Below are 25,993 nucleotides of genomic sequence, written 5' to 3'. Positions count from 1 at the left end.
AATGGCAGGCTTGGTTTAGATTTTAGCCGTTCAGTGCAGAAGGCTAAGTCGAAAAACACAAACTGTAAGCTGAAAACTCGACACCGGAGCTTTGGTCGGCAAGTTGCATGTTGGCTATCTTTTTTGTGCCGGTATACGTGCAATCGCCTTGAAACGTAGCTTACCTAGCTTCCTGGCGTCAGCGAAGTCGCCGTCAGTACTGTCCTCATACATCCGCATGAAGATCATTATGTCCGGAAGATCGACAACCGTAACCTCACCGAAAAGATAGGCGGTCTTGCCGCTTTGTCGCACCGCCAACGTCTGTGGTCGGTGACAACCGGACATGCAATCCACTTGCTGCAACTCGGCTTGCACCCCCGATGCCTCCAGCGTTGCGGCTAATTGATCATAAAGGGTGGAATCCGCGTCGCGGCAGGTTCTGCAAAGCGTGAGGTTAGGTAGGCACATGCGTCAGGCTGATCCTTGATCGAGAACTTCCATCTGAGATTTCATATTTGCTGGTCGGTTGTTAGCTCAGTTTCAATACGTGTTTTGACTCTAAGTCTGGAAAAGAGTCCATACTCAGGCAGGAAGGACACATGAGCCCTAGCCCTCGAAAACTTTGCAAATACACCGAGTGCGAGACGGGGATTTGGCAGGGCGAAGAAGCAACCATCAGACGAAAAAATTTTTAAGTTTCTACGTGAGACTGAGCTGAAGCAGGTGGTAGGCGATGAAGTGGAAACAGCTCACGCGAAACATCTTTGTTCTTCAATAATCTGAAACAGCATTGCCTCCGGGATCGGCTCGCCATGACACGCCTATTTTCAGGTCCGCGCGCACCGCGCCTCCCAAGGCGAATTCCGAGACGCGACAGGTTCTTGTTGCGCGTAACTAGGTTCGTTCTATCGTCAATTACAGTCTAGATCCGGGACATATAGCGGGGTTCGTGCTTGATGGTTACCTTTCGGTTACCACGACCGATCATGGGACTGAATGCGTAGCGACAACCGACGACATTCAAAAGGAAGTACGCTGATGCGAAACGCCTCGGCATTAACAACTTTTCTGTCTGCGTCACTACAACCGAGGATCGCCCATGCCGCCATCGGTTCTCGCCGCAACCCGGTGTGATGGGTGTTGTGATAACGGCATATCTCCGGGTGCAGCCAGTCTTCGAACTCCTCCAATGTCATCGACGCAGTGCCGGAGCCGTCGCATTTCCCCTTATCCTTGGGGGATAATTGCGTTCTTCCCTAAAGTAGATGAACGGCCTCCATGGTCGTCCTAATCAGGCGTTCGATATCTTCGCCGTAACGCGCTCGACCCGGTGGCCTTTACTTGACGGAGATACTCCAATCTGAGCGGGTCAAATGGAAGGTTTCGCTGCGGAAACGCGCCCATTGTCTACGTGTATGGCTTGCGGAATCCCAACAGTAGGCCAATACGACACCTCCGAGATATCTGGCGCGCGGATCGAATTCGTTCACACGCAATGGTGCAAACACAAGCAGATGGACGAGTCGGACTGAGCATCGAAACTCAACTATGCGCCCAGAACAATGCAGGTCGTGACATCAATTGCGAGAGGCAACCAATGTCTACCCAATGGTTTAGCCGCTAGAAACCTGTACCCAACGATCAGGGTGAATCGGGTCCTGTATTCGTAGGAAAAGATACCTTGTTTCCTTCCACGTTTTGATCCTGTTGGTAACATTGTCCAGAACCAAATCGCCTTCACTCGAGCGATAGACTAGAACAGCATGGCCATTGCGATTGGTGTCCAAGACGGTCGCGATTAGTAGCTTCGTAGGATCCACACCGTTCTGCACAAGTTCAAACTTCTTTTGCAAAGCGAAGTCTTCGCAATCTCCTGACCCTTGCGTCGGCAGTGTCCAGTATTCCTTTGTCCCGTATTGGCTTTGATCCGAAACGGCACGGATTCTCCGATTGACGCGCGTGTTGATCGTTTTAACGATCTGATTTTCTTGTGCCACGGACAGACCAGAACTACGAGCGCTCGCGCACGCCCAAGAGTAATCTTTGCATAGTGTTTTGGCACCGGATGGCGCTTCAATCTTTCTGTCAAGACCGATCGAGGGAAGCTCAGAGGCTTGTAATGTAGCGGCAGACACAAAAAAGCTGCATATAAAACAGATCATTGGGAGATAACCCAGCAGGTTTTTCGATAACATTCTCTGAACTAACGTGGGATTTGTCATATCTGCCTTCTCCATGCTCGTTCCTCGAAGGTATCCAAACTTCCGGGGCCAATGTATTTTATTCCAAGCCTTCATGTGCCTTGAGGCATTGCAACTGCTTCTTAGCCTCTAGGGGTAAAGCGGCAAAAATTTGCAGATTCTTTGGTATTTCTTCCTTAGTTGACAGCATCAGAGCATCCACGCCATCACCAGTCCGGCATAGCTAACAGCGCGAACTAGAGGGTAAGCTGATCGCAATTCTCTCATTCAACAAAAATACAACACAGATCGGCCGTCATCGCTTAAGGTTACGAAATACTGGGACAATGAAGCCGCTCCTCCCCAAACTGAGACAGGCAGTTTCGGTTTTTCCGGGCGCTGCAATTAGTGACCGCTAATGACATCTTTGACGACAGGCTCGTTGAGCAACGCCGTTAGCAGGGGGCATGCTGCTCCTTCAGTACAGGTCTGCACAAGTTCTACCAATGCTTGCTCCAGCCGTTGGAGAGCGGCGATCTTTGACCTGACCTTGTCGAGATGTTTTGTTGCGACGTCTTCGGCGTCACGACAGGCTTGCTCCGGCGCTTTGGACAATTCGCGAAGTGCGCATGCATCCTGAATAGTGAAGCCAAGATCGCGGCAGCGTTTGATGAATCTGAGCTCGGATATTTCCCGTTCCGTGTAAGCGCGGCGCCCCGAGGCGGTTCGACCGGTTTTCTCGACTATGCCTTCCCGTTCGTAGTAGCGGATCGTCTCGACCGACAGGCCGGTCAATCTCGCCACTTCGCCAATCGCAATCATGTGATGACCTTTCCCTTGAACCTGTAGCCACTACAGGATGCATATTGTCGGTCATGATGTCGAATTTCGCAAACCGCACGAAGCAAAAATCGAGGAAGCCGAACCGGCTTCCGCTCAAGATCGTCAAAGTCGGAGAAAGCAGACTATGAGCAAGTTTGTAGGGGCGAGTTTTCTTGGATCGTTTACCGCATTTGGCGTTGCGACCTGCTGCATCTTGCCGATGGCCTTGATTTTACTTGGCTTGGGAGGGGGCTGGCTGGCCGTATTTGGCAAGATTGCCGCCGCGAGTTATTACGTGCTCGGCGGTTCGACGGCCCTGCTGTTTCTCTCTGGCATCGTCGCGTACCGCCATGGTTCACTCGACCGCCTCAAATGGTGGCTGACAGGCAGTTTTGCGTTAACGACCATCGCTTGGGTTATCGTACTCAACGAAATCCGAATAAATGATTTCCTGATAACCTTGATGTGACGCCATGAGTGAAAAGCACCCGAACCTTGTCAGCACGATCATCTGCCCGGAATGTGGACATTCAAGGCCTGAAACGATGCCAACAGACGCGTGCCAGTGGTTCTACGAATGCACATCTTGCGGAAAAGTCCTGAAGCCACTTCCCGGCGATTGCTGCGTCTACTGTTCCTACGGATCGGCCCCATGCCCGCCAATTCAGGCGGGCGACAAATGCTGCGGTTGATACGGCGACCGGGATGTCGGTTTTGTCCGCAAAGCCGGTCATCAGGCTTTGCGGACGCAGGTATTTTTTCACCGTAGGCTGGAACTTGCCCGGTAGGACAAGGCAGGCGTGAAGTCACGGATCAACTGGTTTGCCGTGAAGAATGTCACGTAAACCAGGCAGCAGAAGCGAGCGCCGTGTTTGTCAGGATCTTGCCAGCGCCATCGGGAAATTATGCGGCCGGGTAGCTGGCGAACACCTCTGTGGTTCCATCCTTGCGGATCAGAAAGACGTCGAAGGCTTCGCGTTCACTTTCCGGCCCCATGCCCGGTGAGCCGAAAGGCATTCCCGGAACCGACAGTCCGACAGCATTCGGGCGTTCGCCCAGCAGGCGCCGAATGTCAGCGGATGGGACGTGTCCTTCGATCATGTAGCCCTCCACGCGACCCGTGTGGCATGACATCATGCCCTCCGGAATCCCATTGGCGGTTTTGTAAGCGTTCAAGGCCTCCCAAGCACTGTTTTCCACGCCTACTTCAAAACCTTCCGCCCGCATGATTTTGATCCACGATCCGCAGCACCCACAATTCGGATCCTTCAGGACATGGATTGAGGGACCGGTTTTCGCGAAGGCGGGAAGCGCCGCGCTGCACGCAATTGCCGCGGCTCCTTGCATCAAGCGGCGGCGGCTCAGGTTATTCATTGTCATGTTCCCTCTTGGGTAAACTTGTCTTAAACCGATATAAAATCGCACCGGTAGGATAAAAGCTGGACCGCATTTACAGGGCCGACTTGTCCGTCACCCTCCGACACTCATCAGATATGGCTTTCTGGGCGACGCAGGGATTTCTCACAATGATCTGGCGCAAACTCTGCTCGGAAGCGGAACCCTCGCTCTCCTTTTTTCGCTGCACCTGCCGTTCTGGGTCCTGCTTGGCAATAACCCGGTTCGCAAGCAACGCCGCTACCCTCCGTTCAAGGCCGGAATTGCGCCTATTTCTCACTGCTGCGTTCTATGGCGCCCACGATCGAACAGTTCTGAATTCCACCACGCCCCGGACACGCCGCGATCAGCTCGTCCAGATTGTTCCTCAACCGTGCAAGCCCTTCGATCCGTTCCTGAATTTCGTCCCGCTTTTTGCGCGCTCTGGCCTGCATCGCGACGCACTCGGTATTTGGTGCCGTGCGCAACTCCAAAATTTCCGCGATTTCTGCCAGCGAAAATCCGAGCTTCTTAGCGCCGGATATGAATTTCAGCCGCCAAAGCGTGTCACCACCATAGTCCCGCGCGCCGCCGTCAATTGGGCGCGGCGGCTGAGTGACAAGGCCCTTCTTTTCATAAAATCTGATCGTCTCGACGCCTATCCCGGTCTCGCGCGCGGCCTGGCCGATCTTGAGTGGTTGCATCGCGGTCTCCCTCCGTCACCGTCATCTTGACACCGTATCATGATACGGAGGTTAAAACATTGAGGTCTTGGTAGTTGCGAGGATGTCAAATGCGGACCTTCCTGAAACGGTGGCTGCTGCCGATATTCGGCTCCGCCCTGGCGCTCTATCTGGTGTTTGCGCTCTACGGCAGCCTCGATTTTGCGCTGTTTCTGCAGGGCCTGCGCGGAGCCAACATGTTCTGGATCGCGATTCTTGCCGCCACCATCCTGCTGGAGCAGCTGATGAGCGGCTGGAAGTGGCGGCAGATCCTGTTCGACGTGAAACCCGTCGGCACCCTGCGGCTGACGGGGGCGCTACTGGCAGGTTATGGCGCAAATGTCCTTGTCCCGCTCGGCATCAGCCCGCTGGTCCGGGCCTGGCTGGTTGCCCGGCTCGACCGCTTGAAGATGGCGACCGTGCTTGCAACCGCGATCATCACCCGGTTCCTCGACGGCGTCGTTTTCGCCCTTTTTGCCGGAGCGGTGGCCGCCGCCGGCCAGATTCCACAGATCGAGGGTGACCTGCGGCTGGGATTGAGCGTTGCGGGCCTGTTGAACCTGATGCTTTTCGGCAGCCTGCTTTGGGTTCTGTTCCGGTTCCGCGCGTCACTTCTGAGCGAGGACCCTCTGGTCTGCCGACTCTTCGACTGGGCTGCCGCCCGCATCGGGGCCGATGGCGCGTATCTGCGCACCGCGCTCGGTGAAGGGATCGTCTGGCCACAGGCACGGGCCCGCCGCGTCGCCGCCATTGCCGCAGCCATTGCGGGTAAGCTGGTGGCGACAACCCATTTCCTGTGGGCCGGGCTGGCGGTTGGCGTGGTGCTGAGCGCGTGGGATTACCTGTTCCTGATGGTGTTTGCCGGGTTCGCCATGGTTCTGGGTCGTTTCGTGCGCATCCCGGCGAGCTTTGTCTTTGGGGCGGGGTTCGCGCTCAAGGTGCTTGGCGTTCCGGACGAAACCGCCCTTCTGATGATCCTGTTCAACTATGTGCTGACGATCCTTCTGGTGGTCGGGATCGGCCTGACGGTGTTGTGGCAGAGCGGCATCGACATCCGCCGCGCCCGGGCGGAGGCAGAGGCGGCGAATGGCAAGGCGTAATCCCGAAGACACGAGATTTTGGCGCATCGCCGGTGCTGGTGCGGTGTTTCAGGGCGGGTCGGCGGCGGTGGACAGCGCGACGGTGGTGGCCAGTCTGGTGCATATGCTGACCGGTAGCGCGCTGGCCGTGGGCTATGCCAGCACGGTCCTGCGTCTTGGCTGGCTGCTGCCCCAGTTCGCGGTGGGCTACCTCGCCGAGCGCACCGATCGGCGGATGCCGTTCTACGCCCTTGGTGCCTATGGGCGGGCGATCACGGTCGCGATGATCGGTATTCTTCTGTGGTGGGGGGCCGACTGGCCTCAGGTCGATTGGCCTCCGGTTCCGCTGGCGCTCGGGATGCTGGGATTGTGGACGGTCTATGCCTTTGTCAGCGGCGTGGTCGCGGTGCCCTACAACGACATCGTCGGCCGGGCGATCCCGTCCGAGCGCCGCAGCCGGATGTTGGCCTGGCGCTTTTTCGGCGGCGGTGTTCTGGCGGTTCTGGTGGCGGGCTTTCTGCGACACGCGCTCGACGTGATGCCGCCGCTCAGGGCCTATGCGCTGATCTTCTGGCTCGGCGCGGTGCTGATGATCGTCTCTGCGACGCTTTTTGTCTCCGCGGGTGAGCCCGCTACCGCTGCAAGGGCGCCACGGGACCGTCCTGCCAATCTGTCTGGATTTCTGCGCGAAGGTTTCTCGACGCTGCGGCAGGACCACCGGTTCCGGCTGTTCCTGATCTTCCAATGGCTTGGTGCAGCGACGCTGATGGCGTTGCCGTTCTATGTCGTTGCCGCCAGCCGCAGCGGCCTCGGGGCGGCGGATGTCGGAACGCTGTTGGCGGCGCAGACTGTCGGCGCGCTGGCCTCGAATCCGCTCTGGGGCCACATCGGAGACCAGGCGGGCAAATTGCGCCTGCTGGGGATAGTGGCACTGGTGCGTCTCGGACCTCCGGTGCTGGTTTTGCTGCTTGTGGTCACGGGTTCGGGGCTGACCGGTTTCGCGGTGCTGTTCTTCCTGATCGGCGCGATGATGAACGGGGTGACCATCGGCTATCTCGGCTATTTGCTGGAGATCTCGCCCGACGACCGCCGCCCGGCCTATTCCGCGTGGTTCAACAGCTTTGCGGCCCCGGCGGCGCTGGCGCCGCTTGTGGGCGGTGTGGTGGTCAGCATGATCGCCATCGAAGCCGTGTTCATCGCTGCGATCCTGGCCGCGCTGGGACAGGTCGCGATCGCCGCGCGGCTGACACGGGGTTGAAATAGCACCTTGTTCAGGACCAAAGCGTTTCCTCTCAACCCGCAATTCAGATGCGATCCTGTCAAAAGGCAAGATGGCATGTCTAAACATGGGCGAAGCAGAAAACGTTGAGCGCAGCGATTAGAATTGTTCCGTTCAGAACATGACGGCGAGGTCTCTTCTCGAAAACTCCAGAAAGCGGGGTACATGTCGAATTCCGCCACATAGCATCGCGGCGCTGATCGAGGGATATTCGAGGACTGACAAACGAACTTGGTGAGGCACGCGCCTCTGAACAAAGTTCACCGCGCCGTCACCCAATTTTGACCCGTGTGTCGGTGACGAACTCGTAAGGGGGCAGATCGAGGTTGCGGGGCGCGGGGCCTTTCCGAATTCTGCCAGACGTGTCGTAATGTGAACCGTGACACGGACAGAACCAACCGTCCCAGTCTCCGGTGGGTTCGCTGCCGCCCTGCCCGAGTGGTATGCATCCCAGATGGGTGCAAACGCCAATAACTACCAGCCATTCCGGTCGCTGTACGCGCTCGGCGTCAGGTTGCGGGTCGATCATTGGTGCATCGTCTTCTGCTATCGCCAGCGCGATCCGCTCTTTAGTCCGGTGGTCGATAAAGATCGGCTTGCCTTTCCATTTAACAGTGATCCTCGTTCCTGGTCCGACACCTTCAAGATCTATGTCGACAACGGCTTGGGCGGAGATGTCTGCACTGGGGTTCATGCTGTTAACAAGTGGCCAGACCGCCGCGCCCGTGGCCACGATGGCGGCACCGCCGGTGACGAAGTATAAGAAATCGCGCCGAGTTTCAGGCTCTGAAGGTGCCTGTCTTTCAGAAAATTCAGACATATTGTTCCTCCTGTGCGTCAGGACGGGTTCATCGAATGATAGGACTCGGACGAGGTGGATCAGTCGCCTTGGTCCTCTTCTTCACCGCGATGCCCCATTCCCTATTCATCAGAGTGATCTTCGTCGGTGTCACCGTGCAATGCCTTTACAGTTAGTGCACCGGCCGTCAGGTGCAGTTCAGTTGCTGCTCTCCGAATTGGATTTGCTAACATGGCAATTTCCCTTCCTTATTGGGTTACAAATTTGTTCTGATCAGTTGGCCGTTGCTGCTCCTTGTTGCGCAGTGTTCTTGCCGCAAAGCCGCCAGCCATACAGGGCGCCGTTCTCAGTGTTTGCCGTGGCCGCGATGCATTAAGAAATGCATGCCCACGCAGACCAGCAAGAACAGCAACGGAGAACTGAGCAAAGGATAGAGTGTCTCGCGGTATTCCCAGCCCAGAACAGCGGCGCCCAACGCGATCGCAATGACAACCGGGAGCCAATTACGCTTGGCACCGTTGGCCGTCTGATCTTCGGTTTTGGGCGCTTCGGCCGTTACGTCAGAGCTGACCCTTTCGGTCGTCTCCTGTGTGGCGCGGGTTTCGTCGAAATTTGATTGGGTCATAGCTGATTTGTCTCCTTTTCGATGATCCATTGTTTGAGAAAGATGCGCTCATAGACGAAGACCAAGCCGATGCCAGCAACGGCATATACTACGATCATCGGGTCGGAGCGCAGCTTGAGTATTGTGAACGCGGTCAGGACTACGCAGTCCAGCGCCAGGGCGGTCAGCAAGACCCATCCACGGGCTTTGATCTGACCGCGCAAGCGTCGCCAGACACCCCAATGCACCGCCATGTCCATCACCAGGTAAAAGAACGCCCCCAACGAGGCGATGCGAGACAGGTCGAACAACACCGCAAGCAGGCCCGCAATCACGACCGTGTAGATCAGCGTGTGAGACTGGATGCTGCCCGTCATGCCGAAATGGCTGTGCGGGATCATCTTCATGTCGGTCAGCATCGCCAGCATCCGGGACACAGCGAAAACGCTGGCGATCAGCCCCGAGGCCGTCGCCACCATCGCCAGCGCCACGGTCAGGTAGAACCCGCCCTGCCCCAGCACCGGCCTGGCAGCCTCGGCCAGGGCATAGTCCTGCGCCGCGCGGATTTGCTCGGGCGGCAGGCTGACACCGACGGCAAGGGCGACCAGCAGGTAGACCACCGCGCAGATCGCGATCGAGATCATGATGGTGCGCCCGACATTGCGGTGCGGGTCGACGATCTCGGCCCCGCTGTTGGTGATGGTGGTAAAGCCCTTGAAGGCGAGGATCGACAGGGCTACCGAGGCGACGAACCCCAGCGGCGCGGCCGGTTCCGAGCCCTGAACCTGCCAGGTTCCGCCCGCAGCCCAAAGTGCGGCGATGCCGAATATTGCGATCCCGCCTATCTTGAGCGCCGACATGATGATCGACCACAACCCCACCGACCGGTTGCCCGACCGGTTCACCGCATAGGCAAAGACGATCAGCGCAACAGCGACCAAAGACACCAGCGGTCCGCTCTCGATGTTGAACGGGCGGAGCGCATAGGTCGCGAAAGTACGCGCGACGAGGCTTTCGTTGATCACCATCGACAGTGCCATCAGCAGCGAGGCCGCCGCCGCAACCGCCCCGGGCCCATATGCCTTGGTCAGGATCATGGCGATGCCGCCTGATGAGGGCCAGGCGTTGGACATGGCGATATAGGTATAGGCGCTGAAAACCGTCACCACGGCCCCGACCACGAAGGACAGCGGAAACCATGGCCCCGCCAGCCCGGCGATCTGTCCGGTAAGTGCAAAGATCCCAGCGCCAATCATCACGCCGGTCCCCATGGCGACGGCTCCGGTCAGCGAGATTGATCCGGGCTTCAGCGCGCCACTGGCGCCGTGGGTACTATGCTCGTGCGTGCTCAAATCTTCGCCCCCCGCAATCGCAGCGCATTCAACACCACTGAAATCGATGAAGCACTCATAGCGAAGGCCGCAAACATCGGGCTGATCAGGATGCCGAAAAGCGGGAACAGAAGACCCGCCGCCACCGGAACGCCCGAGGCGTTGTAGATCAGGGCAAAGAATAGGTTTTGCCGGATATTGCGCATGGTAGCGCGGGCCAGCCTACGGGCGCGCACGATGCCATCAAGGCTTCCGTTGACCAGCGTGAAGCCTGCACTTTCGATCGCCACGTCGGCACCGGTCCCCATGGCGATGCCCACATCGGACTGCGCTAACGCGGGTGCGTCGTTCACTCCGTCACCCGCCATGGCGACCTTTGCGCCTTTCTCCTGCAGTTCGCGAATTATGCGGGCCTTGTCCTCGGGCAGTACGTCGGCTCGAATCTCATCGATACCCAGACGTTCGGCCACCGCCTTTGCAGTGCGTTCGTTGTCGCCAGTCGCCATGATGATCCGGAAACCCAGTTCGTGCAGCGCCTTGAGTGCGGCTGGTGTTGTTTCCTTGACCGGGTCGGCGACGCAGACCAACCCCGCCACTGAACCATCAAGCATCACGAACATCACCGTTTCGCCGTCATCCCGACGCGCATTGGCCTTGGCCGTCAGTTCGGCCGCCTCGAGTCCGAGATCGGTGACCAGTTTCAGATTGCCGAGCGCGACGGGGCGGCCATCCACCGTGCCTTTCACGCCTTTACCAGTCACCGCCTCGAAGTCACTGGCGTCGGACAGGGCTACGCCACGTTCCTCGGCTCCTGTGACGATTGCCTCAGCTAACGGGTGCTCCGAGCCCTTCTCCAGCGTTGCGGCCAGCCGCAGCACCTCGACCTCGTCATGGCCAGGTTCGGGTAATACAGCCACAAGCTTTGGCTTGCCCATGGTCAGCGTGCCAGTTTTGTCGACGATCAAAGTATCGATCTTCTCGAACCGCTCCAGCGCTTCGGCATTTTTGATCAGCACTCCGGCCTGCGCCCCGCGCCCCGTGGCCGTCATGATCGACATCGGAGTGGCCAGGCCAAGCGCGCACGGGCAAGCTATGATCAGTACCGACACCGCTGCGATCAAGGCGTAGGAGAGCGCCGGAGCCGGTCCCCAAATTGCCCATGCAATAAAGGCCAGCGCAGCTATACTTATGACCGCCGGTACAAACCAGCCCGCCACTTTGTCAGCGTATTTCTGAATTGGTGCGCGCGAGCGTTGCGCGTTGGCCACCATTTCGACAATCTGGGACAGCATTGTGTCAGAGCCCACTCGGGTTGCTTCGATCACAAGGCTACCGGTGCCGTTGATTGTGGCCCCTGTGACCGGCTCGCCTTGTACCTTTTCGACCGGAACCGGTTCGCCAGAGATCATGCTTTCGTCAACAGATGAGCGCCCTTCGAGTACAATGCCGTCTACTGGCACCTTGTCGCCGGGGCGTACGCGAAGGCGGTCACCTACCTGTACTTCTTCAAGCGGAATTTCCTCTTCACTGCTGTCAGGGCGGATAATGCGGGCGGTCTTTGCGGCCATGTCCAGCAAAGCGCGGATTGCCTTTCCTGTGCCTTCGCGTGCCCGCAGTTCCATCACCTGCCCGAGCAGAACAAGTGTAACGATAACTGCGGCCGCTTCGAAATAGACCCCAACATGGCCTTCTGAATCTCGAAAACCGTCCGGAAATATGTGGGGCATCAATACGGCGACAACGCTGAACAGCCACGCGGCCGAAACCCCCATGGCAATCAACGAGAACATGTTCAGGTTCATGGTGCGAAACGAATTCCACCCTCGTTCCAGAAATGGCCAACCGCACCAAAGAACAACCGGAGTGCCAAGTATCAGTTCAATCCATAGGGTTGTTCGCTCACCAAAAATCTCTCGCACACCAGACAGCCCAACGTAGGGGCCCATCGTGAAAACCAAAAGTGGAAGCGTCAGAATCGCACCTACCCATAGGCGCCGGGTGAAATCCACCAGTTCCGGGTTCGGCCCCTCGTCCACCATCGCCGCGCTTTCCAGCTCCAACCCCATGCCGCAGAGTGGACAGGACCCGGGATGGGTTTGCCGCACCTGCGGATGCATCGGGCAGGTATATACGGGTCCGTCATAGCCTGTCGGAACGATGTCATATTCACCGTTCTCGTCCGTCGCGCCATGATGCGCGGAATGGTGGTGATGCGCATGCGCATCCACCTCGCCCTCGGGCACAAGGTGCATCCCGCATTTGGGACAGTCGCCGGGCCCAGATTGACGCACGTCAGAATGCATGGGGCAGACGTAAGCGACCTCGGTCGGGCCGTTCGCGTGGATTCTGATGTCGTGGTCTTCTGTCATGTTCTGCTCCCTGGTTTAAGCTTTGGTCGTAGAGCCGTTTAATTACGCAATGCCGGGCACAGTCCTTCAGGGCAGAACAACCATCTGGTGGCCCTCACCCAGTATCGGCATTTCGGTAATAGCCGTCAGGCTGACTTGATCGACGATCCAGACCTTCGGTTCGGTTCGGCTTGATACCATCACTTTGCCTGAGTTCGGTATGGTCGTCAGGTGATAAGGTGCCGGTGACAGGTTGGTCGAGCGCTGTTTGCCCGTAGCAAGATCAATCGACAACAACCGGTCGGTGCCTTTGGCGGCCACGAACAGTACGCCCTCGCGGTCGGACAGGCCGATCCCGTGCAACTCGCCTCCAATGTCATAGGTTTCGGTGACAGAACCGCTGGCAAGATCTACGCGGAAGGCCTTGCCACCATCACTGTCGGCTACGAAGGCGGCGCTGCCGGTGGCGTTAAGTACAAGATGCTCAGGGCCTTCGCCGACGGGCATGTTGCGTACGACGAAGCCTTTGACGACATCCACTTCGCTAAGTGTACCATTGCCGGTATTGGTGACATAGACCCTGTCGCCGTCAGGCGCGAATACCGCATAGTTGGGCATTGGCCCGGTTGCTACGAAACCAAGGAAGCTGAGCTTATCGAGATCGACGATCGAAATACCGTCACCGCCCGGATGGGTCGCCACCGCGAACCGCCCGTCGGGCGACACCGCAGTGTGATGCACCGCACCTGGAACCTCGATCTGGCGGACGACCTCGCGTGTTTCCGCATCAAGGATCGTCAGCAGGCTCCGCCCCTTGATCTTTGGGCAACGCAGTGACATCGCGCTTGGCGTGGTGCGCAGCGTGTTCATCCTTGGACATACCTTCGGGTTTTGGTGGCGTTGTGGCCTCGGTTTCTGCGTAGCTGCCCGCGACCAGGTACTTAAAGCCGGGCGCGCCGGCCAGCCCATGGACCGCCACGAGCCTCGGCAGCCGCTCGACGGTCTTGCCGGTTTCGGAGTCGATCACCAGAACCGAGTCCGCGCTGCCTTCGGGAATGAACACGGTTGCCGCCAGCGTGAGCGAAGGCGCAGTCAAAGCTGCGACGGACAGGCCTGCGGCCAGATTGAACAGGGTCATTTAGGTTTCCTTTCGTCAACTGAAACGCGCGCATTGGCGGGCACGTGCAGAAAAATCCGGTAGATGACGGCCATCAGGAAGGGCGTCAAAAGCAGGGTCAGAGCGATGGCCTTCATGGCTTTGTCCTTTCAATCAGTTGAGTTTTGTGCGAGCCGCAAAGACATTGAACAGTCCGCCGAACAGCAACGCGGCGTACCAGCCGTAGAGAAACGCCCATAACAGTCCCAACAGGAATGAGGGCAGGCTGAGCCAAGTCATTCCGGGCATCAGGCCGATCCAAGCCCGGTACATGGCAAAACTTGGAAAGATCAGGTCAAAGGCCACGCACAGCAGGTAGGTTGCGGCCAGAAACAGGCTGAGCGCCCAGCCAAGGGTTGTCACCGGAACACCGGGATGATGTTCTTGTGTCCCCATCACACAGGGGCCACAGGTCAGGCGCAACAGTGCGAATAGCACCACGCCCGTGACGAAAAAGTACAGAATGGTAAGCATGGTAAGTGTCCTGAACTGAGTTGGGCCGCAATCAACGGCTTGGGCAAGACCCCGGAGCGATTCCGGAGCCATTGCCGGTCACGTTCAGGACAGGTTTGGCGGATGTGGTAGTGGTGCGACCGGCAGGCTTGCGCGTGGCCGGAACCGTTCTGGCGCCACGGGCGTAGCAATACGCATCGAGAGCAATTCAGGTGCCGCCATAACTGCCATCGCATAGCAGCCCGGGTGCACTGAGCAGTCTAATTCTTCTGATGGATGAGACGCGGGATACCCACCGCTGTCATCGATCACAAGCTCGGCCTGGGTGGCGGCCTTCGCGATGTCATGCCCGGCATGGGACGGCACAACAGAGATCAGCATCGAAACCACCAACGCACAGATCAACAGGACCTGCAGCCGGCCCATGGCTCGGGCCGTCCGTGTCGCAGTTGATATCCATTGTGCGCGGATCACTTAGGGTTTCCTCCATTCTCCAACAGTTTAGGGCCGCTTGGACCGGTCGCATTGATCTGGCTCAATTCGTGGTCTGAAGAGCCAACAGGCATCTTGCGTTTCCAAGCCAACCAGATAAGTGGCGCCCCCGTCAACAGCCCAAGCCCGATAACCGCAAGGCTGGTGCCGCCTGTCGCGGTTTCGGTAATCTGGCTGCCCAGATGGGCCAGAACGAAACTGGCCGGCAGGAGTCCAGCCAAGGTGGCCAGTGCGAACCGCCAAAATTGAAGTCGGGTCAGACCGGCGGCATAGCTGACCATGTCGAAAGAAACGAAAGGCATCAGGCGGCTGGTGAACACGGTCAACATCAGGGCATTCTGCGATCCAAGCAACCCCAAGTCCAGCTTGTCGCCGAACCACTGGCGCAGCGCGTCGCGCCCCAACCAACGGGCTATCAGGAACGCCAGCAGCGCCCCCAACTCCGCTCCGATAGCAACCAATGCGGTTCCCAGCCCATGCCCATATGCCACCCCGGCAGCGACAGCGATCGGAGCGCTGGGGATTGGGCTGGCAACCACTGCGGCTGTCATGAAGCCGATGATGACAACGGGTCCGAACGGGCCGGCCCAATCCACCCACGCAGTAATGACTTCGCGCGATAGTCCTGCGTCCAACGCGCCAGACAGCCACAACCAGATGGTGGCGATCAGCAACGCGATCAAAACCGCGATGAAAACCAAACGGCTATTGCTGTGCAGGCCCTCCAGCTTTCGTTCCTCCTATGACATAGCCCTCCACCCCTAAACGGGAGTGACGGATTCCGAGGTCACTTAGCGATGTATTTGATCAGCGCTACGATCGCCAGAACGATCAACACTGCGATCAGCAACATCCAGATCATTCCAAACCCCATTCCAGCGCCATAGCCCATCATCGCTTTGTTCCTCAGTGGTTTGTGCCGAGTGCGATGACCCGGCTACACGGTTGCGTTTCAGTTGTTGGTTTCAGAAGCCTTTGTCACAGGTTTCGAGGCCTTCATGCCGTGTTTCGGCGACATCGTCTTTGCGCCTTTCTCGATTTCCCCTGTGGTCACAACGCCATCGCCATTGGCATCAAGATGCTGAAATCGGTCCACCATGGTTTCGCGGATCATCCCGGAATGCAGCGCTTCGAACTCATCAATCGACAGGTTGCCATCTCCATTGACGTCATGCGCCTGCATCCGGGCCTTCAGACCTTCGGCGATCTCAGATTCGCTCGGGCGACCGTCCTCGTCCATGTCCAGAACCGCCAGCCAGTTGCCGCCCATCATCTGGCCATGCATTTTCACCATCATTTGCATCATGCCTGCGTGATCGCCCATCATGCCGCCGGGCGCACCCTGCATCATGCCGCCCTCATGGCCCTGCATCTGCGCGCTGCTGCCATGCTGACCGGCGGCAAGCGCGGGCAGCGCCATCAAAGTCGCGGCAATGGCTCCAGCGGCCAGCGTGAAGGTACGTTTCATGACTTTCACCTCTCGGGTTTTTGTTTCTACACAAAGCATATGGCCGCCCTCGGTCGCGCCACCACCCCCCTGCTCAACCCGGTTTGTATCGTTGTGTCGCAGCCCGCCCAACTGATACAAAGGGATACAAAAAAGCCGGGATTTGTACCGCGCCGGGGCTTATGATTGCGCCATGACTGAAGCACCACATATCTTGATTGTCGACGACCACCGCGAAATCCGTGATGCTGTCAGCCGCTATCTGGAAAAGAATGGGTTGCGCGCCAGTACCGCGCGCGACGCAACCGAGATGGACGCACGACTGGCGGCCGGTCGGATTGATCTTATCGTACTCGACATCATGATGCCGGGCGAAAACGGATTGTCGGTCTGTCGCCGCCTGTCCGCGGCCGGTGGCCCGCCGATCCTGATGCTGACAGCCCTCAGCGATGACACCGACCGTATCGTGGGTTTAGAGATCGGCGCCGATGACTACCTGCCCAAACCATTCAACCCACGTGAATTGCTGGCCCGGATCAAGGCGATCCTGCGGCGTTCCGAAACCACCGTCCCCCCGGCTGGCGATCTGAGCGGCAAACGGATCGCCTTTGGATGCTGGGTTCTGGATGCCGACAGTCGCACCTTGATATCCGCCGAAGGGGCCGAAGAAAGTCTGACCACCGCCGATGTCCGGCTGCTGGCCGTATTCCTGCAGCGGCCCCGCAAACTCCTGTCGCGAGACGAACTGCTGGATTTGACCGCCGGCCGCAGCCCGCACTTGTTCGACCGTACGATCGACAACCAGGTCAGCCGCTTGCGTCGCAAGATCGAAGCTGACCCAACGCGGCCGAAGCTCATCACCACGATAAGAGGTGGCGGTTATTGCCTGTCGACCGACGTGAGCGAGCTTACGGGATGAAAGCCTTTGCCCAAAGTCTGCGCGGTCAGCTTATCCTTTTGATCATCGCCGCGCTGGCTGCCGCGCAACTGGTCAGCCTGTGGCTGTTCGTCGACGAACGCTCAATGGCAGTGCACATGGCCCTTGGCCTGGAAACCGCCGGACGCGCCGCAAACATCGCGCGGCTGATTGAAGAAGCTCCACCCGAGATGCACGACGCGATCCTGCGGGCGGCAAGTTCTCCACTGGTGCGTTTCAGCCTTACAGATACGCCCGCAGTCGATCACACCGGACATAGCGCTGGTGGGACGGTCGAAAACACAATCCGCAGAATTCTGCCAGGCTATGAAAACCGTCCCATCCGGGTAGAGTTGCATGAGTTCTCTCCCGATATGCTGCCGGTTGAAGGTGTTCCGTCTACAATGGCTGAAATGCACATGGCAATGATGCGTGATCACGTTTCCGCAATTGAAATGCAGCTGTCGATCGCTCTGACGACCGATCAATGGCTCAACGTGGATACCCGGTTCCATAACCCTCCTCTGCAATGGCCTTTGCAGTCCTTCGTCAGCTTCGGTTTCACTGCAACTTTAATTCTTGGAGCAGCCATTTGGTTTCTACTGACACGGCTGACCGGCCCGTTGCGCCGCCTGTCACTGGCTGCAGACCAGTTTGGTCGCGGTGAAGACGTCCAGGAACTGACGGTTTCTGGTCCGACCGAGGTGCGAGATTTGACGCAGGCGTTCAACCATATGCGTGATAGGCTGACTCGCTATGTTGCCGATCGGACCAGACTATTGGGGGCGCTGGGTCACGATTTGCGGTCGCCACTGACGGGATTGCGGGTTCGCGCCGAACTGGTGGAGGAAGAGGAGACCCGTGACCATCTGATCGAGACCATCGAGGAAATGCAGGAGATGGTGGACTCCACCCTGTCATTTGCCAAGGGCGTGGCCACGCGCGAACCTTCCAGTACCGTCCCAATTGGTGAATTCGTAACCAAAACGACCGAAGACATTGTGCAAGCCGGTGACACGGTTGAAGTATCGGTCGCAGACAATCCGGCCGTCACGCTTCGGCCGATGCTGATGAAGCGAGCTCTGCGCAATATCATTGAAAACGCCTGCCGGTATGGTGCCCGGGCCAACGTCTCAGTCATGCAAGAGGGGAATGAGGCAAAAATATTGATCCAGGATCAGGGGCCCGGCATCCCCGAGCATATGCTCGATGCGGTATTCGACCCATTCGTGCGGCTTGAAACATCCCGCTCGCGAGAGACTGGCGGAACCGGCTTGGGGCTGTCGATCGCACGTACGATCATCCAGTCGCACGGTGGCACGATAGAATTGCTAAACGGGGAAACTGGCGGCTTGTGCGCTAAGGTGGTTCTGCCAGTTTTTGAGGGCCAAACGTAACTTGTGAACACAATCGGCATGCCCCGAAAGCTTATTGGAAGCGTACCGCTTTGGGCCAGTTTCAGGTGTGGGCTCAAACGCAGCGGCGGAGAACACTGAACTGGAAAGACTGACTTTCCCCCCAAGAGGTTTGGTGCAGGTGATGGCGATGCGCGACGAGTTCAAAGTGTTCCTCAAAAAGCACGGCGATATCGCTCGGACTATAGCGGGCGACAGGGAGACCACTGCAAGTCTCCGGCCCATCAAGTGCAAACGTAGCAATGATCACATGGCCGCCAATTTTTACCCCTTTCTTCACGCTTTCCAGATAGGCCGCGCGTTGCGATGTATCCACGAGAAAGTGAAAAACCGCCCTATCATGCCAGACGTCATATCTGCGATCGGGGACCCAAGAAGTTATATCTGCAGAAATCCAAGTGACTGTTTCAGCGGCGCGCCCCAACCTTTCCCGGGCCGTGTCCAACGCGACCTGCGATAGATCGAGAACTGTCACGTCATGGAGCCCCTTCGCAAGCAACGCTCCAGCAAGACGAGATGTACCTCCACCAATGTCGATGACGGATGAAGGCTTAGACACTCTGATCAACTCGATGAGTTCAAGCGATATCTCTGGATCATCCTCGTGCCAACTCAATTGGGTGTCAAACTTCTCGCCATAGACATCGTCCCAGTGCTCTCTTGTGTTAGCTGTCATGTCGTATCGTTTTCCCAAGTCGTCGCCCTGGAGATATCCTCATTTTGACCGCTCCGCGCTGCGTTTTCGACTGAAGCAAAAACCAACAAGGCAACGCCCCAGACAATTCGACGCTGGTCCGTTGAATGGCCGCGTGAAGTCATCTCGGCGACAATGTAGTACACACATTCCAATTGTGAAATGTTTTAGGTGGGATTTGCTTGTCGGTCAGATTTCCACTGGGCTGCGCAAGTAGCTCCAGAATTTTGCGCAGTTTAACTGCAGTGGCGCGGGCCGGAGATACCGAAGCGTTGGCAGTTTGTGTACTGCTTGCCTGGATTGCTCTGTTCAATCAGTATAGCCGGAAGATTTTCTGAGCTTTGGAGCTTCAATCAGTCAACGAATTGCTTAAAGCGCCTTTAACCGACAATGGACTGATAACTTATGAGCAGAGCCACAGATCGTTGAAATACGATTTGGTTCTTGAGTGGCTCCTACTCCATTTCTCTTAGTTCATAGAATTTCCTACAGTCGTTGAAACGGCGAACAATCACATCATTGGTGAATAGCTGCCGCATCAACAGACTCAGTTTTTCATGATCGCGCCGATCGCATACATACCATCATCGCTTTTGACCAACATCAGTGTGACTTCGTCACCTGCGCTGATCTCACCCATCATCTGGGCATTCTCAAGAAGCTGCAAATCCATCGTCATCGCGGGCCACCCGATCTCGGGGATCGGATCATGGCTGACGTTAGCGGTTTCGTCGCCAATTGAGTTCACCAAAGCCTTTGCGTGGACCGCACCTTCCATCTGTTCGGAAGACATGGGCATGTTGGAATGGTCCATGCCGTGGTTCGTTTGCGCGATGCCGGATGTTGTAGACACGGCCAATAGGGCCAAAATTGCAGTCAAAGTTTTCATCAGATGCTCCTGTTTCAAGGTTGTGGGTATTATTCTGCCGGAAGCGCAGGGGGCACTTCCTGGATCGTGTGGGAGATCTCTCGGTTCACGCGATTGAGCGCGAGCCGTTTCCAAATCACGAATATTGCGGGAATGACAAAAAGCGTAAGAAGGGTCGCTGTCACCATGCCCCCAATCATCGGCGCAGCGATCCGCTGCATGATTTCAGAGCCTGTACCGGTGCCGTACATGATGGGTATCAGTGCTGCAAAGATCGTGGCTACAGTCATTACCTTCGGCCGAACCCGAAGAACGGCTCCTTCGAACACCGCGTCTTCGATATCGTCACGTGTCAGCTTTCGCTGTTCCGATTGCGCCAGCCCTCGACGTTTCTCCCAAGCAAGATTGAGGTACAACAACATGACAATCGCTGTTTCCACGGCAACTCCCGCCAGCGCGATGAAGCCCACGAGCACAGCAATTGAGATATCGAAGTTAAGATACCATAAGAACCAAACCCCACCTGCCAATGCGACCGGGAGCGCCGCAAGAATTATCCCGACCTCAATCACCCGATTGAACGCCAAGAAAAGCATGAGCGTGATAATTAGCAGGGTTGCAGGGGCAACGATCGTCAGCCTGTCCTGCATTCTCTCTATGTACTCATACTGCCCCGACCAAGTCAGCGAGTAACCTGGAGGCAGGTCGACCTTTTCTGTAACCACCTCTTGTGCTTCGGCCACATAGCCGCCCAGGTCGCGCCCCGTGATGTCGATGAACACGAACCCGGTTCGTCGAGCGTTCTCTGATCGTATCATTCCCGGCCCGTCAACTATTCGAATATCGGCGAGAGCGGACAGTGGCACATGAGCACCCGACGGTGTGACGACAGGAAGATTTTCGAGCCGTTCCGGGCTGTCTCGCCATGCCTGAGGGTACCGAAGGTTTATAGGAAACCTCTCCAGCCCCTCCACAGATTCCGACACTTGCATACCGCCAATTGCGGTCTGCACTACGTCCTGAACTTCTCGAACACTCATCATGTATCGGGAGGCGGCATCTCGTTTGACGTCGATTTCGATGAAACGCCCGCCAACAGGTCGCTCTGCGTAGGCGGAAGCCGTTCCATCAATATCAGCGACCGCACGCTCTACTTCGATCCCTATATCTGTAATGACCTCCAAGTCGGTGCCGGATATTTTGACACCGACAGGAGTACGGATACCTGTCGCAAGCATATCGATGCGGTTCTTGATAGGTTGGATCCAAACATTTGTAACGCCCGGAACCTGAACGATACGATCGAGCTCATTCCGGATTTTCTCCATTGTCATGCCGGGGCGCCATTCTTCTTCCGGCTTGAGTTGGATTGTGGTCTCCACCATCGTTAGAGGTGCTGGATCGGTTGCAGTCTCCGCACGCCCAACTTTACCGTGAACAGTTTCGACTTCAGGCACGGTCGCGATCAGGCGGTTGGTCTGCTGCAGTACCTCACGGGCTTTTCCCGTCGAGATCCCGGGGTAGAAGCTCGGCATGTAGAGAAAATCACCTTCGTTCAACTCGGGCATGAATTCAGAGCCAATTCTCTGGTACGGGTACCACATGGACGTCACCAGAACGCCGGCCAACAGTGTTGTTGCCCATGGCCAGGCAATTGCCGCGTCCAGAAATGGGCGGTACACGAACACGACCAAGCGATTTAGCGGATTTTTTCGCTCCGGTAGAATACGCCCCCTTACAAAGTAACCCATCAAGACCGGAACCAGCGTTATCGAAAGGATGGCGGCTGCAGCCATGGCGTAGGTTTTGGTATAAGCGAGTGGCGAGAAGAGCCTACCTTCCTGATTTTCCAGAACGAAAACAGGCAAAAAACTAACCGTGATAATCGCCAGAGAATAAAAAAGGGCTGGTCCCACCTCAGAAGCGCACTCTTGCACAATCCGCCATCGGTTCTCTGCTGTGAGCTTTTCTTTTTCCAACCGCCTGTGCATCGCCTCGATCATCACAATCGATGCGTCGACCATCGCACCAATAGCGATGGCTATGCCGCCGAGCGACATGATGTTTGCGTTTACTCCTTGCGCCTTCATCAGAATAAATGCGGCAAAGATTCCCAGAGGGAGCGACAGAAGAATTACGAGGGATGACCGCAGATGAAGTAGAAAAGCCGCGCACACAAGAACAACGACAATGAATTCCTGCGTCAGTTTCTTCTGGAGGTTATCGATAGCACGCTCGATCACACCAGATCGGTCGTAGGTCGTTATGATTTCGACCCCCTCCGGCAGGTTTGAGCGCAACTCTTCGATGCGCGCCTCCACCGCTTTGATCGTTGCCAACGCATTCCCACCCCATCGCAGAATGACTACTCCACCAACCGCGTCTCCTTGCCCGTCGAGTTCTCCGACACCGCGCCGCATTTCCGGCCCCAGACGGATTTCAGCGACGTCTCCAAGCGTCAGAGCGGCGCCACGGTCGTTGACCATCAACGGCGCGCTTGCAAGGTCTGACAATTCGTCAATGTAGCCCGAGGACCTGACCATGAATTCGGCTTCCCCCATCTCAATGACGCTGCCGCCCGTCTCGCGGTTGGCCGCCTGAATAGCCGTCCTCAATTGTGCAAGTGTTATGTCATAGGCACGTAGTTTGTTTGGGTCGACGACGACCTGGTACTGTTTGACCATTCCGCCGATGGTGGCGACTTCTGAGACGCCTTCCACGGCTTGTAATTCGTATTTCAGAAACCAATCCTGCAGGGTCCTGAGCTGAGCCAGATCATGATTTCCGGTTCTGTCAACCAGCGCATACTGATAAATCCACCCGACCCCAGTCGCATCAGGGCCAAGTTGTGGTGACACGCCCTCAGGTAAGCTGCCGGTAATCTGGCCCAAGTATTCGAGCACACGCGACCGAGCCCAGTAGAGGTCCGTCCCGTCCTCAAAGACAACATATACAAAGCTGTCTCCAAAGAACGAGAACCCGCGAACGTCTTTTGCACCGGGTACGGCCAATAGGGCTGTCGCAAGTGGATATGTGATTTGGTTTTCGACAACTTGAGGCGCTTGCCCGGGATATGGCGTGCGAACAATTACCTGGACATCCGACAGATCCGGGATTGCATCAACCGGCGTCTCACGAATGGCCCAAATACCCGCAACTCCTATCATGAATGCGAGGGCCAAGATGACGAACCTGTTGGCGAGCGAAGAACGAATGATGGCCGTGATCACTGCGTAACACTCCCATCAAGCGCGACCTCTAACAGCGTCATCGAAAAGTCGGGATTGCGGCGAAGGATCAAAGAAACATCAATCCCTACAGGCAAGTTAGAAACCTCAATCCCCTCCGCAACCGGGAAATCCATGGTCATGCCCGGCATGCCGATCTCAGTCATCGGACCGTGTGTTACGTTCGCGGTACGCGCGTTCGGGTCGATACTGTTAATCCGGCCAGAAACCTGAAGTGGCGGTGCAATAGGCGTTGCCGCAGCCAACACCATTGTCATGCCATCTGCACGCGCGAAAGTCAGAGTCATTTCAGAACCGACTTCGAGCATGCTTGTGTCCAATGTAGGTTCTAATGGGAAATCCATGGTCATTCCGGGCATGCCAATCTCAGTCATCGGCCCGTGAGTGATGGTTGCCGTTCCCGCCTCAGCATTAACGAGGTTGATCGTGCCGGTGACTACAATCGGTGGAGCAGAAGGCGTGTCGGTTTCTTCGGGTTCAACGGAATCCGTCGGCGGCGAGCCCTCTTCGCGAATTGCCACAATCGAGAACATCCCCCCTTCTCCCTCAGCCAGATCAAACTCAATTGGCATGTCGATTGGCACGGTAGTGAGATCTACTCCTACAACAGGCAAATCCATTGTCATGGCGGCCCAACCGAGCTCGGGGATCGGTCCGTGCTCAAGCGTCAATTTGCCGTCTGAAGTGACGGCGCGCGCGATTCCGGCACCAGTTCCGGCAATACCATCGTCTGGTGCAAGCTCCATCAGGCTTAGAAGCCCATCCGCACCACGTGCGATCACGAAAGCGACTGCGTCCCCTGCACTCAATCGGTCGAGCGACACACCAGACCTCACCGGAAACTGCGAAGTCATTGCGGGCCAATCGAGGCTTTCGAGAACATCGTGACGAACAGTTGCCATACGATTTTCGGCATCGAGTGAAACCAGGGTGCCTGCCCCGCGTGCTGGTTCGGTATCCGTTGGTGCCATTCGGGTGAAACCGGCGCTCAAAGCACTTTCACTGTCGATTAGAAACTGTGCAGATGCGACAACTTCCTCACCGGGTTCAAGCCCTTGCAGAACTTCTGTTCGCCCCCCCTCGCCGAAACTGTCTCGAAGACCTGTGGTCACCAGTCTCGGGCGAAAAGTACCATCGCCAGTTTTTAAGATTACACGTTCCGCCGAACCGGTACGAATTAACGCCTCTGATGGAACAGTGAGAACATTTCGGCTTTCATCCGGTATAAGGCTAACACTGCCAAACATGCCCGGCCGCAGCACGCCCTCTGAGTTATCGAAACTAAGCCTTACGGGAAGGGTTCGGGTTTGCGGATCAAGCTCAGGGTAAACATAGTCGATGTCGCCTTCGAAGGTGCGACCGGGTAGGTGCTCGAACCTTGCTATCGCGCGCATATCTTCCGACAAACGTGCAATATCTCGTTCAAAGACATCAACGATCAGCCATACTTCAGAAAGATCGGTTACCGAAAAAGCAAGCGTGCCTGGCTGCAGGTACATGCCATCGGCGGCATTCAGAGCTATGACGACACCGTTTTGAGGCGCCTCAATTTCCACATTTCGAACCAACTCACCGCCCGCCTCAATCTCAGCAACCTGACGAGCGGACATACCGTGGCTGATCAACTTATTGCGCGCCGCGTCCAAAATCCGCGGGTCACCAGCTTCGACTGCGCGTACAAGATCGCCGGTCGCAGCTGCGATCAGTGGTGAAAAGAGTTCAAATAATACTTGCCCCTTCTCAACCCGATCACCGACCGCTCGAACTTTCAGTTGCTCAATCCAACCTTCAACACGCGTATGAACGTGATTGGTCAGGTGTTCGTCAAAGCCGACGAAACCCACCGTCTCGATGCGAGGTTCGATATCAGTCATTCGTGCAACCGCAGTTCGCACACCAATTGCGTTGATTTCCGCAGCGCTCAGGGTGACTTCTTCAGGGTCGCCGGTAGGTTCCTGCCCAGAATAAACCGGGATCAAGTCCATACCCATCGGCGATTTTCCAGGTCCAGGCTGCCGAAAATTCGGATCCATCGGTGCTACCCAATAAAGGACCTCTGGTTCGTTCGACTGGCCCTGATCAATTGGATTCAGGTACAGTCTTTCAAGAAAGACACCTCCACCCAGGCCAAACGCCAAGGCAAGTACTGATAGTGCCGCATATCTTCCACGCATAATAATCTCCTGACGGTCGCATTGCATGCTCGAACCGAAACAACATGAAAACCCGCGCTGACGGGCCTGTGGATGTTAGGAGATTTGTGGAGGACGATCGGGCGTCAGAGGTGCTTGAGAGTTGTGGATGTCGGTATCCATTTTACGGTTATTCTGGCCAAAAGCTTCAGCCAAAACCGCAAGTCCTACGTGGGTCGGATATTCACCAACACAACAGATACCGGAATGGCATTCCCCACCATGGTTCGCGTGGTCATCCGCGTGACGTTGATCAGTTGTAGAATGTAAACGGCTATGGTCGTGTTTGAAGTTTGTTGCTTTTGACGCGACCGAAACGTCGTGTTGGTTGTGTGTGTCTGCGGTCTTAAAATCATTGTTTGCATACGCAACAGTGCCGACGACTGTAATCGCCATGCAAACGCACAACAAAAGCGTTTTTCTCAAAAAAGTGATCAAATCACTTACCATATCTTGGACGTAGTGCAATGGAGGCAAACGTACAAGCCCGAAGCTAACAAAACTACATTTGCTAATGCCGCAATCATTCGAAAACGGCGGATTGCCGCGGCTGAACAAAGTGATTGCCCAACTTGGAGGCAGATCAAACAAC

26 protein-coding genes are annotated in these 25,993 nt (G+C 56.7%); 6 read left to right on the top strand and 20 right to left on the bottom strand.

Going from position 1 to position 25,993, the window contains the following annotated elements; translation table 11 throughout:
* Positions 1–114 precede the first annotated feature (114 nt).
* The 3 genes from ACXAH8_RS18590 to ACXAH8_RS18580 all read right to left on the bottom strand — a co-directional run bounded on the left by ACXAH8_RS18590 (position 115) and on the right by ACXAH8_RS18580 (position 2,984).
* Positions 115–450, bottom strand: coding sequence for a DUF1636 family protein (locus ACXAH8_RS18590; RefSeq protein ID WP_170634680.1), 336 nt, complete (start codon positions 448–450; stop codon positions 115–117).
* 1,145 nt (positions 451–1,595) lie between these two features.
* A complete protein-coding gene (locus ACXAH8_RS18585) occupies positions 1,596–2,219 on the bottom strand; it encodes a transglutaminase-like cysteine peptidase (RefSeq protein WP_247748073.1) in 624 nt (207 codons plus the stop codon).
* A 348-nt stretch (positions 2,220–2,567) separates the two neighbouring features.
* Entirely contained in the window at positions 2,568–2,984 is a 417-nt protein-coding gene (locus ACXAH8_RS18580) for a MerR family transcriptional regulator (RefSeq protein ID WP_170634682.1), read from the bottom strand.
* Positions 2,985–3,021: 37 nt separating this feature from the next.
* Between ACXAH8_RS18580 and ACXAH8_RS18575 the strand changes: the two genes are divergently transcribed.
* Positions 3,022–3,453 carry a hypothetical protein gene (locus ACXAH8_RS18575; protein ID WP_475220189.1) on the top strand — a complete coding sequence of 144 codons (432 nt, stop codon included), beginning with the start codon at positions 3,022–3,024 and terminating at the stop codon, positions 3,451–3,453.
* A 4-nt stretch (positions 3,454–3,457) separates the two neighbouring features.
* A complete protein-coding gene (locus ACXAH8_RS18570; RefSeq protein WP_237215937.1) occupies positions 3,458–3,676 on the top strand; it encodes a GDCCVxC domain-containing (seleno)protein in 219 nt (72 codons plus the stop codon).
* Between the two features lie 211 nt (positions 3,677–3,887).
* Here ACXAH8_RS18570 and ACXAH8_RS18565 read toward each other — a convergent pair whose 3' ends face one another.
* Both ACXAH8_RS18565 and ACXAH8_RS18560 read right to left on the bottom strand, forming a co-directional pair.
* Entirely contained in the window at positions 3,888–4,364 is a 477-nt protein-coding gene (locus ACXAH8_RS18565) for a DUF411 domain-containing protein (RefSeq protein WP_170417950.1), read from the bottom strand.
* Positions 4,365–4,648: 284 nt separating this feature from the next.
* Complete coding sequence (locus ACXAH8_RS18560; RefSeq protein ID WP_170417943.1) at positions 4,649–5,062, bottom strand: heavy metal-responsive transcriptional regulator; 414 nt, start codon at positions 5,060–5,062, stop codon at positions 4,649–4,651.
* A gap of 89 nt (positions 5,063–5,151) precedes the next feature.
* On the opposite strand from ACXAH8_RS18560, the gene ACXAH8_RS18555 reads away from it, so the two are divergent.
* Together ACXAH8_RS18555 and ACXAH8_RS18550 are read left to right on the top strand one after the other, a co-directional pair.
* Complete coding sequence (locus ACXAH8_RS18555) at positions 5,152–6,180, top strand: lysylphosphatidylglycerol synthase domain-containing protein (protein ID WP_475220188.1); 1,029 nt, start codon at positions 5,152–5,154, stop codon at positions 6,178–6,180.
* Complete coding sequence (locus ACXAH8_RS18550; protein ID WP_170417937.1) at positions 6,167–7,417, top strand: MFS transporter; 1,251 nt, start codon at positions 6,167–6,169, stop codon at positions 7,415–7,417. The genes ACXAH8_RS18555 and ACXAH8_RS18550 overlap by 14 nt, the downstream gene beginning before the upstream one ends.
* 292 nt (positions 7,418–7,709) lie before the next feature.
* Here the strand turns inward: ACXAH8_RS18550 and petA are convergent, their stop codons facing one another.
* From petA to ACXAH8_RS18500, 10 genes are all read right to left on the bottom strand, one after another.
* Positions 7,710–8,258, bottom strand: a complete 549-nt coding sequence (gene petA / locus ACXAH8_RS18545) for a ubiquinol-cytochrome c reductase iron-sulfur subunit (RefSeq protein WP_050605700.1) — start codon at positions 8,256–8,258, stop codon at positions 7,710–7,712.
* A 325-nt stretch (positions 8,259–8,583) separates the two neighbouring features.
* Positions 8,584–8,862 (bottom strand): DUF2933 domain-containing protein, encoded by a 279-nt coding sequence (locus tag ACXAH8_RS18540; protein WP_170417934.1) that lies wholly within the window; start codon positions 8,860–8,862, stop codon positions 8,584–8,586.
* A complete protein-coding gene (locus tag ACXAH8_RS18535; RefSeq protein WP_255612171.1) occupies positions 8,859–10,193 on the bottom strand; it encodes an APC family permease in 1,335 nt (444 codons plus the stop codon). Before ACXAH8_RS18535 ends, ACXAH8_RS18540 begins: the two co-directional genes overlap by 4 nt.
* On the bottom strand, positions 10,190–12,475 hold the full coding sequence (locus ACXAH8_RS18530) for a copper-transporting P-type ATPase (protein WP_170418025.1): 2,286 nt from the start codon (positions 12,473–12,475) through the stop codon (positions 10,190–10,192). Before ACXAH8_RS18530 ends, ACXAH8_RS18535 begins: the two co-directional genes overlap by 4 nt.
* Positions 12,476–12,607: 132 nt before the next feature.
* Positions 12,608–13,360, bottom strand: coding sequence for a YncE family protein (locus ACXAH8_RS18525; protein WP_475220187.1), 753 nt, complete (start codon positions 13,358–13,360; stop codon positions 12,608–12,610).
* A complete protein-coding gene (locus ACXAH8_RS18520; RefSeq protein ID WP_475220186.1) occupies positions 13,308–13,658 on the bottom strand; it encodes a hypothetical protein in 351 nt (116 codons plus the stop codon). The genes ACXAH8_RS18525 and ACXAH8_RS18520 overlap by 53 nt, the downstream gene beginning before the upstream one ends.
* Positions 13,659–13,790: 132 nt before the next feature.
* Positions 13,791–14,150: a hypothetical protein gene (locus ACXAH8_RS18515; RefSeq protein WP_152460765.1), complete on the bottom strand. Its 360-nt coding sequence runs from the start codon at positions 14,148–14,150 to the stop codon at positions 13,791–13,793.
* 84 nt (positions 14,151–14,234) lie between these two features.
* Positions 14,235–14,603, bottom strand: coding sequence for a hypothetical protein (locus ACXAH8_RS18510; protein ID WP_157054266.1), 369 nt, complete (start codon positions 14,601–14,603; stop codon positions 14,235–14,237).
* Positions 14,600–15,322 (bottom strand): TVP38/TMEM64 family protein, encoded by a 723-nt coding sequence (locus ACXAH8_RS18505; protein WP_331252139.1) that lies wholly within the window; start codon positions 15,320–15,322, stop codon positions 14,600–14,602. Before ACXAH8_RS18505 ends, ACXAH8_RS18510 begins: the two co-directional genes overlap by 4 nt.
* 251 nt (positions 15,323–15,573) lie before the next feature.
* Positions 15,574–16,089 (bottom strand): EF-hand domain-containing protein, encoded by a 516-nt coding sequence (locus ACXAH8_RS18500; RefSeq protein ID WP_170417928.1) that lies wholly within the window; start codon positions 16,087–16,089, stop codon positions 15,574–15,576.
* 172 nt (positions 16,090–16,261) lie between these two features.
* Between ACXAH8_RS18500 and ACXAH8_RS18495 the strand changes: the two genes are divergently transcribed.
* Both ACXAH8_RS18495 and ACXAH8_RS18490 read left to right on the top strand, forming a co-directional pair.
* The gene (locus ACXAH8_RS18495; RefSeq protein ID WP_475220185.1) at positions 16,262–16,987 is read left to right on the top strand and encodes a response regulator; all 726 of its coding nucleotides are present in this window, start codon (positions 16,262–16,264) and stop codon (positions 16,985–16,987) included.
* A complete protein-coding gene (locus ACXAH8_RS18490) occupies positions 16,951–18,381 on the top strand; it encodes an ATP-binding protein (protein WP_237217564.1) in 1,431 nt (476 codons plus the stop codon). Before ACXAH8_RS18495 ends, ACXAH8_RS18490 begins: the two co-directional genes overlap by 37 nt.
* Before the next feature lie 73 nt (positions 18,382–18,454).
* Here the strand turns inward: ACXAH8_RS18490 and ACXAH8_RS18485 are convergent, their stop codons facing one another.
* From ACXAH8_RS18485 to ACXAH8_RS18465, 5 genes are all read right to left on the bottom strand, one after another.
* A complete protein-coding gene (locus ACXAH8_RS18485; protein WP_170417923.1) occupies positions 18,455–19,075 on the bottom strand; it encodes a class I SAM-dependent methyltransferase in 621 nt (206 codons plus the stop codon).
* Between the two features lie 565 nt (positions 19,076–19,640).
* On the bottom strand, positions 19,641–19,982 hold the full coding sequence (locus ACXAH8_RS18480) for a copper-binding protein (protein WP_170417920.1): 342 nt from the start codon (positions 19,980–19,982) through the stop codon (positions 19,641–19,643).
* 29 nt (positions 19,983–20,011) lie between these two features.
* Positions 20,012–23,191 carry an efflux RND transporter permease subunit gene (locus tag ACXAH8_RS18475; protein WP_475220184.1) on the bottom strand — a complete coding sequence of 1,060 codons (3,180 nt, stop codon included), beginning with the start codon at positions 23,189–23,191 and terminating at the stop codon, positions 20,012–20,014.
* Positions 23,188–25,383 (bottom strand): efflux RND transporter periplasmic adaptor subunit, encoded by a 2,196-nt coding sequence (locus tag ACXAH8_RS18470; protein WP_475220183.1) that lies wholly within the window; start codon positions 25,381–25,383, stop codon positions 23,188–23,190. The genes ACXAH8_RS18475 and ACXAH8_RS18470 overlap by 4 nt, the downstream gene beginning before the upstream one ends.
* Positions 25,384–25,458: 75 nt before the next feature.
* Entirely contained in the window at positions 25,459–25,992 is a 534-nt protein-coding gene (locus tag ACXAH8_RS18465) for a hypothetical protein (protein WP_475220182.1), read from the bottom strand.
* Position 25,993: the final 1 nt, after the last annotated feature.

This window comes from Ruegeria sp. ABV3_008 (genome assembly GCF_056161185.1).
The sequence above is the reverse complement of the archived record's forward strand: the minus strand, read 5'-3'. Positions and strand labels throughout refer to the sequence as shown.

What these genes read in the sequence shown, in the direction of transcription:
- ACXAH8_RS18530 (WP_170418025.1), bottom strand. Translation starts at nt 12,475, where the DNA reads ATGCATTCTGACGTGCGTCAATCTGGGCCCGGCGACTGTCCCAAATGC.
- ACXAH8_RS18495 (WP_475220185.1), top strand. Translation starts at nt 16,262, where the DNA reads ATGACTGAAGCACCACATATCTTGATTGTCGACGACCACCGCGAAATC.
- ACXAH8_RS18590 (WP_170634680.1), bottom strand. Translation starts at nt 450, where the DNA reads ATGTGCCTACCTAACCTCACGCTTTGCAGAACCTGCCGCGACGCGGAT.
- ACXAH8_RS18480 (WP_170417920.1), bottom strand. Translation starts at nt 19,982, where the DNA reads ATGAAAACTTTGACTGCAATTTTGGCCCTATTGGCCGTGTCTACAACA.
- ACXAH8_RS18540 (WP_170417934.1), bottom strand. Translation starts at nt 8,862, where the DNA reads ATGACCCAATCAAATTTCGACGAAACCCGCGCCACACAGGAGACGACC.
- ACXAH8_RS18500 (WP_170417928.1), bottom strand. Translation starts at nt 16,089, where the DNA reads ATGAAACGTACCTTCACGCTGGCCGCTGGAGCCATTGCCGCGACTTTG.
- ACXAH8_RS18485 (WP_170417923.1), bottom strand. Translation starts at nt 19,075, where the DNA reads ATGACAGCTAACACAAGAGAGCACTGGGACGATGTCTATGGCGAGAAG.
- ACXAH8_RS18560 (WP_170417943.1), bottom strand. Translation starts at nt 5,062, where the DNA reads ATGCAACCACTCAAGATCGGCCAGGCCGCGCGCGAGACCGGGATAGGC.
- petA (WP_050605700.1), bottom strand. Translation starts at nt 8,258, where the DNA reads ATGTCTGAATTTTCTGAAAGACAGGCACCTTCAGAGCCTGAAACTCGG.
- ACXAH8_RS18585 (WP_247748073.1), bottom strand. Translation starts at nt 2,219, where the DNA reads ATGGAGAAGGCAGATATGACAAATCCCACGTTAGTTCAGAGAATGTTA.
- ACXAH8_RS18575 (WP_475220189.1), top strand. Translation starts at nt 3,022, where the DNA reads ATGCATATTGTCGGTCATGATGTCGAATTTCGCAAACCGCACGAAGCA.
- ACXAH8_RS18570 (WP_237215937.1), top strand. Translation starts at nt 3,458, where the DNA reads ATGAGTGAAAAGCACCCGAACCTTGTCAGCACGATCATCTGCCCGGAA.
- ACXAH8_RS18580 (WP_170634682.1), bottom strand. Translation starts at nt 2,984, where the DNA reads ATGATTGCGATTGGCGAAGTGGCGAGATTGACCGGCCTGTCGGTCGAG.
- ACXAH8_RS18555 (WP_475220188.1), top strand. Translation starts at nt 5,152, where the DNA reads ATGCGGACCTTCCTGAAACGGTGGCTGCTGCCGATATTCGGCTCCGCC.
- ACXAH8_RS18515 (WP_152460765.1), bottom strand. Translation starts at nt 14,150, where the DNA reads ATGCTTACCATTCTGTACTTTTTCGTCACGGGCGTGGTGCTATTCGCA.
- ACXAH8_RS18470 (WP_475220183.1), bottom strand. Translation starts at nt 25,383, where the DNA reads ATGCGTGGAAGATATGCGGCACTATCAGTACTTGCCTTGGCGTTTGGC.
- ACXAH8_RS18565 (WP_170417950.1), bottom strand. Translation starts at nt 4,364, where the DNA reads ATGACAATGAATAACCTGAGCCGCCGCCGCTTGATGCAAGGAGCCGCG.
- ACXAH8_RS18520 (WP_475220186.1), bottom strand. Translation starts at nt 13,658, where the DNA reads ATGACCCTGTTCAATCTGGCCGCAGGCCTGTCCGTCGCAGCTTTGACT.
- ACXAH8_RS18550 (WP_170417937.1), top strand. Translation starts at nt 6,167, where the DNA reads ATGGCAAGGCGTAATCCCGAAGACACGAGATTTTGGCGCATCGCCGGT.
- ACXAH8_RS18525 (WP_475220187.1), bottom strand. Translation starts at nt 13,360, where the DNA reads ATGTCACTGCGTTGCCCAAAGATCAAGGGGCGGAGCCTGCTGACGATC.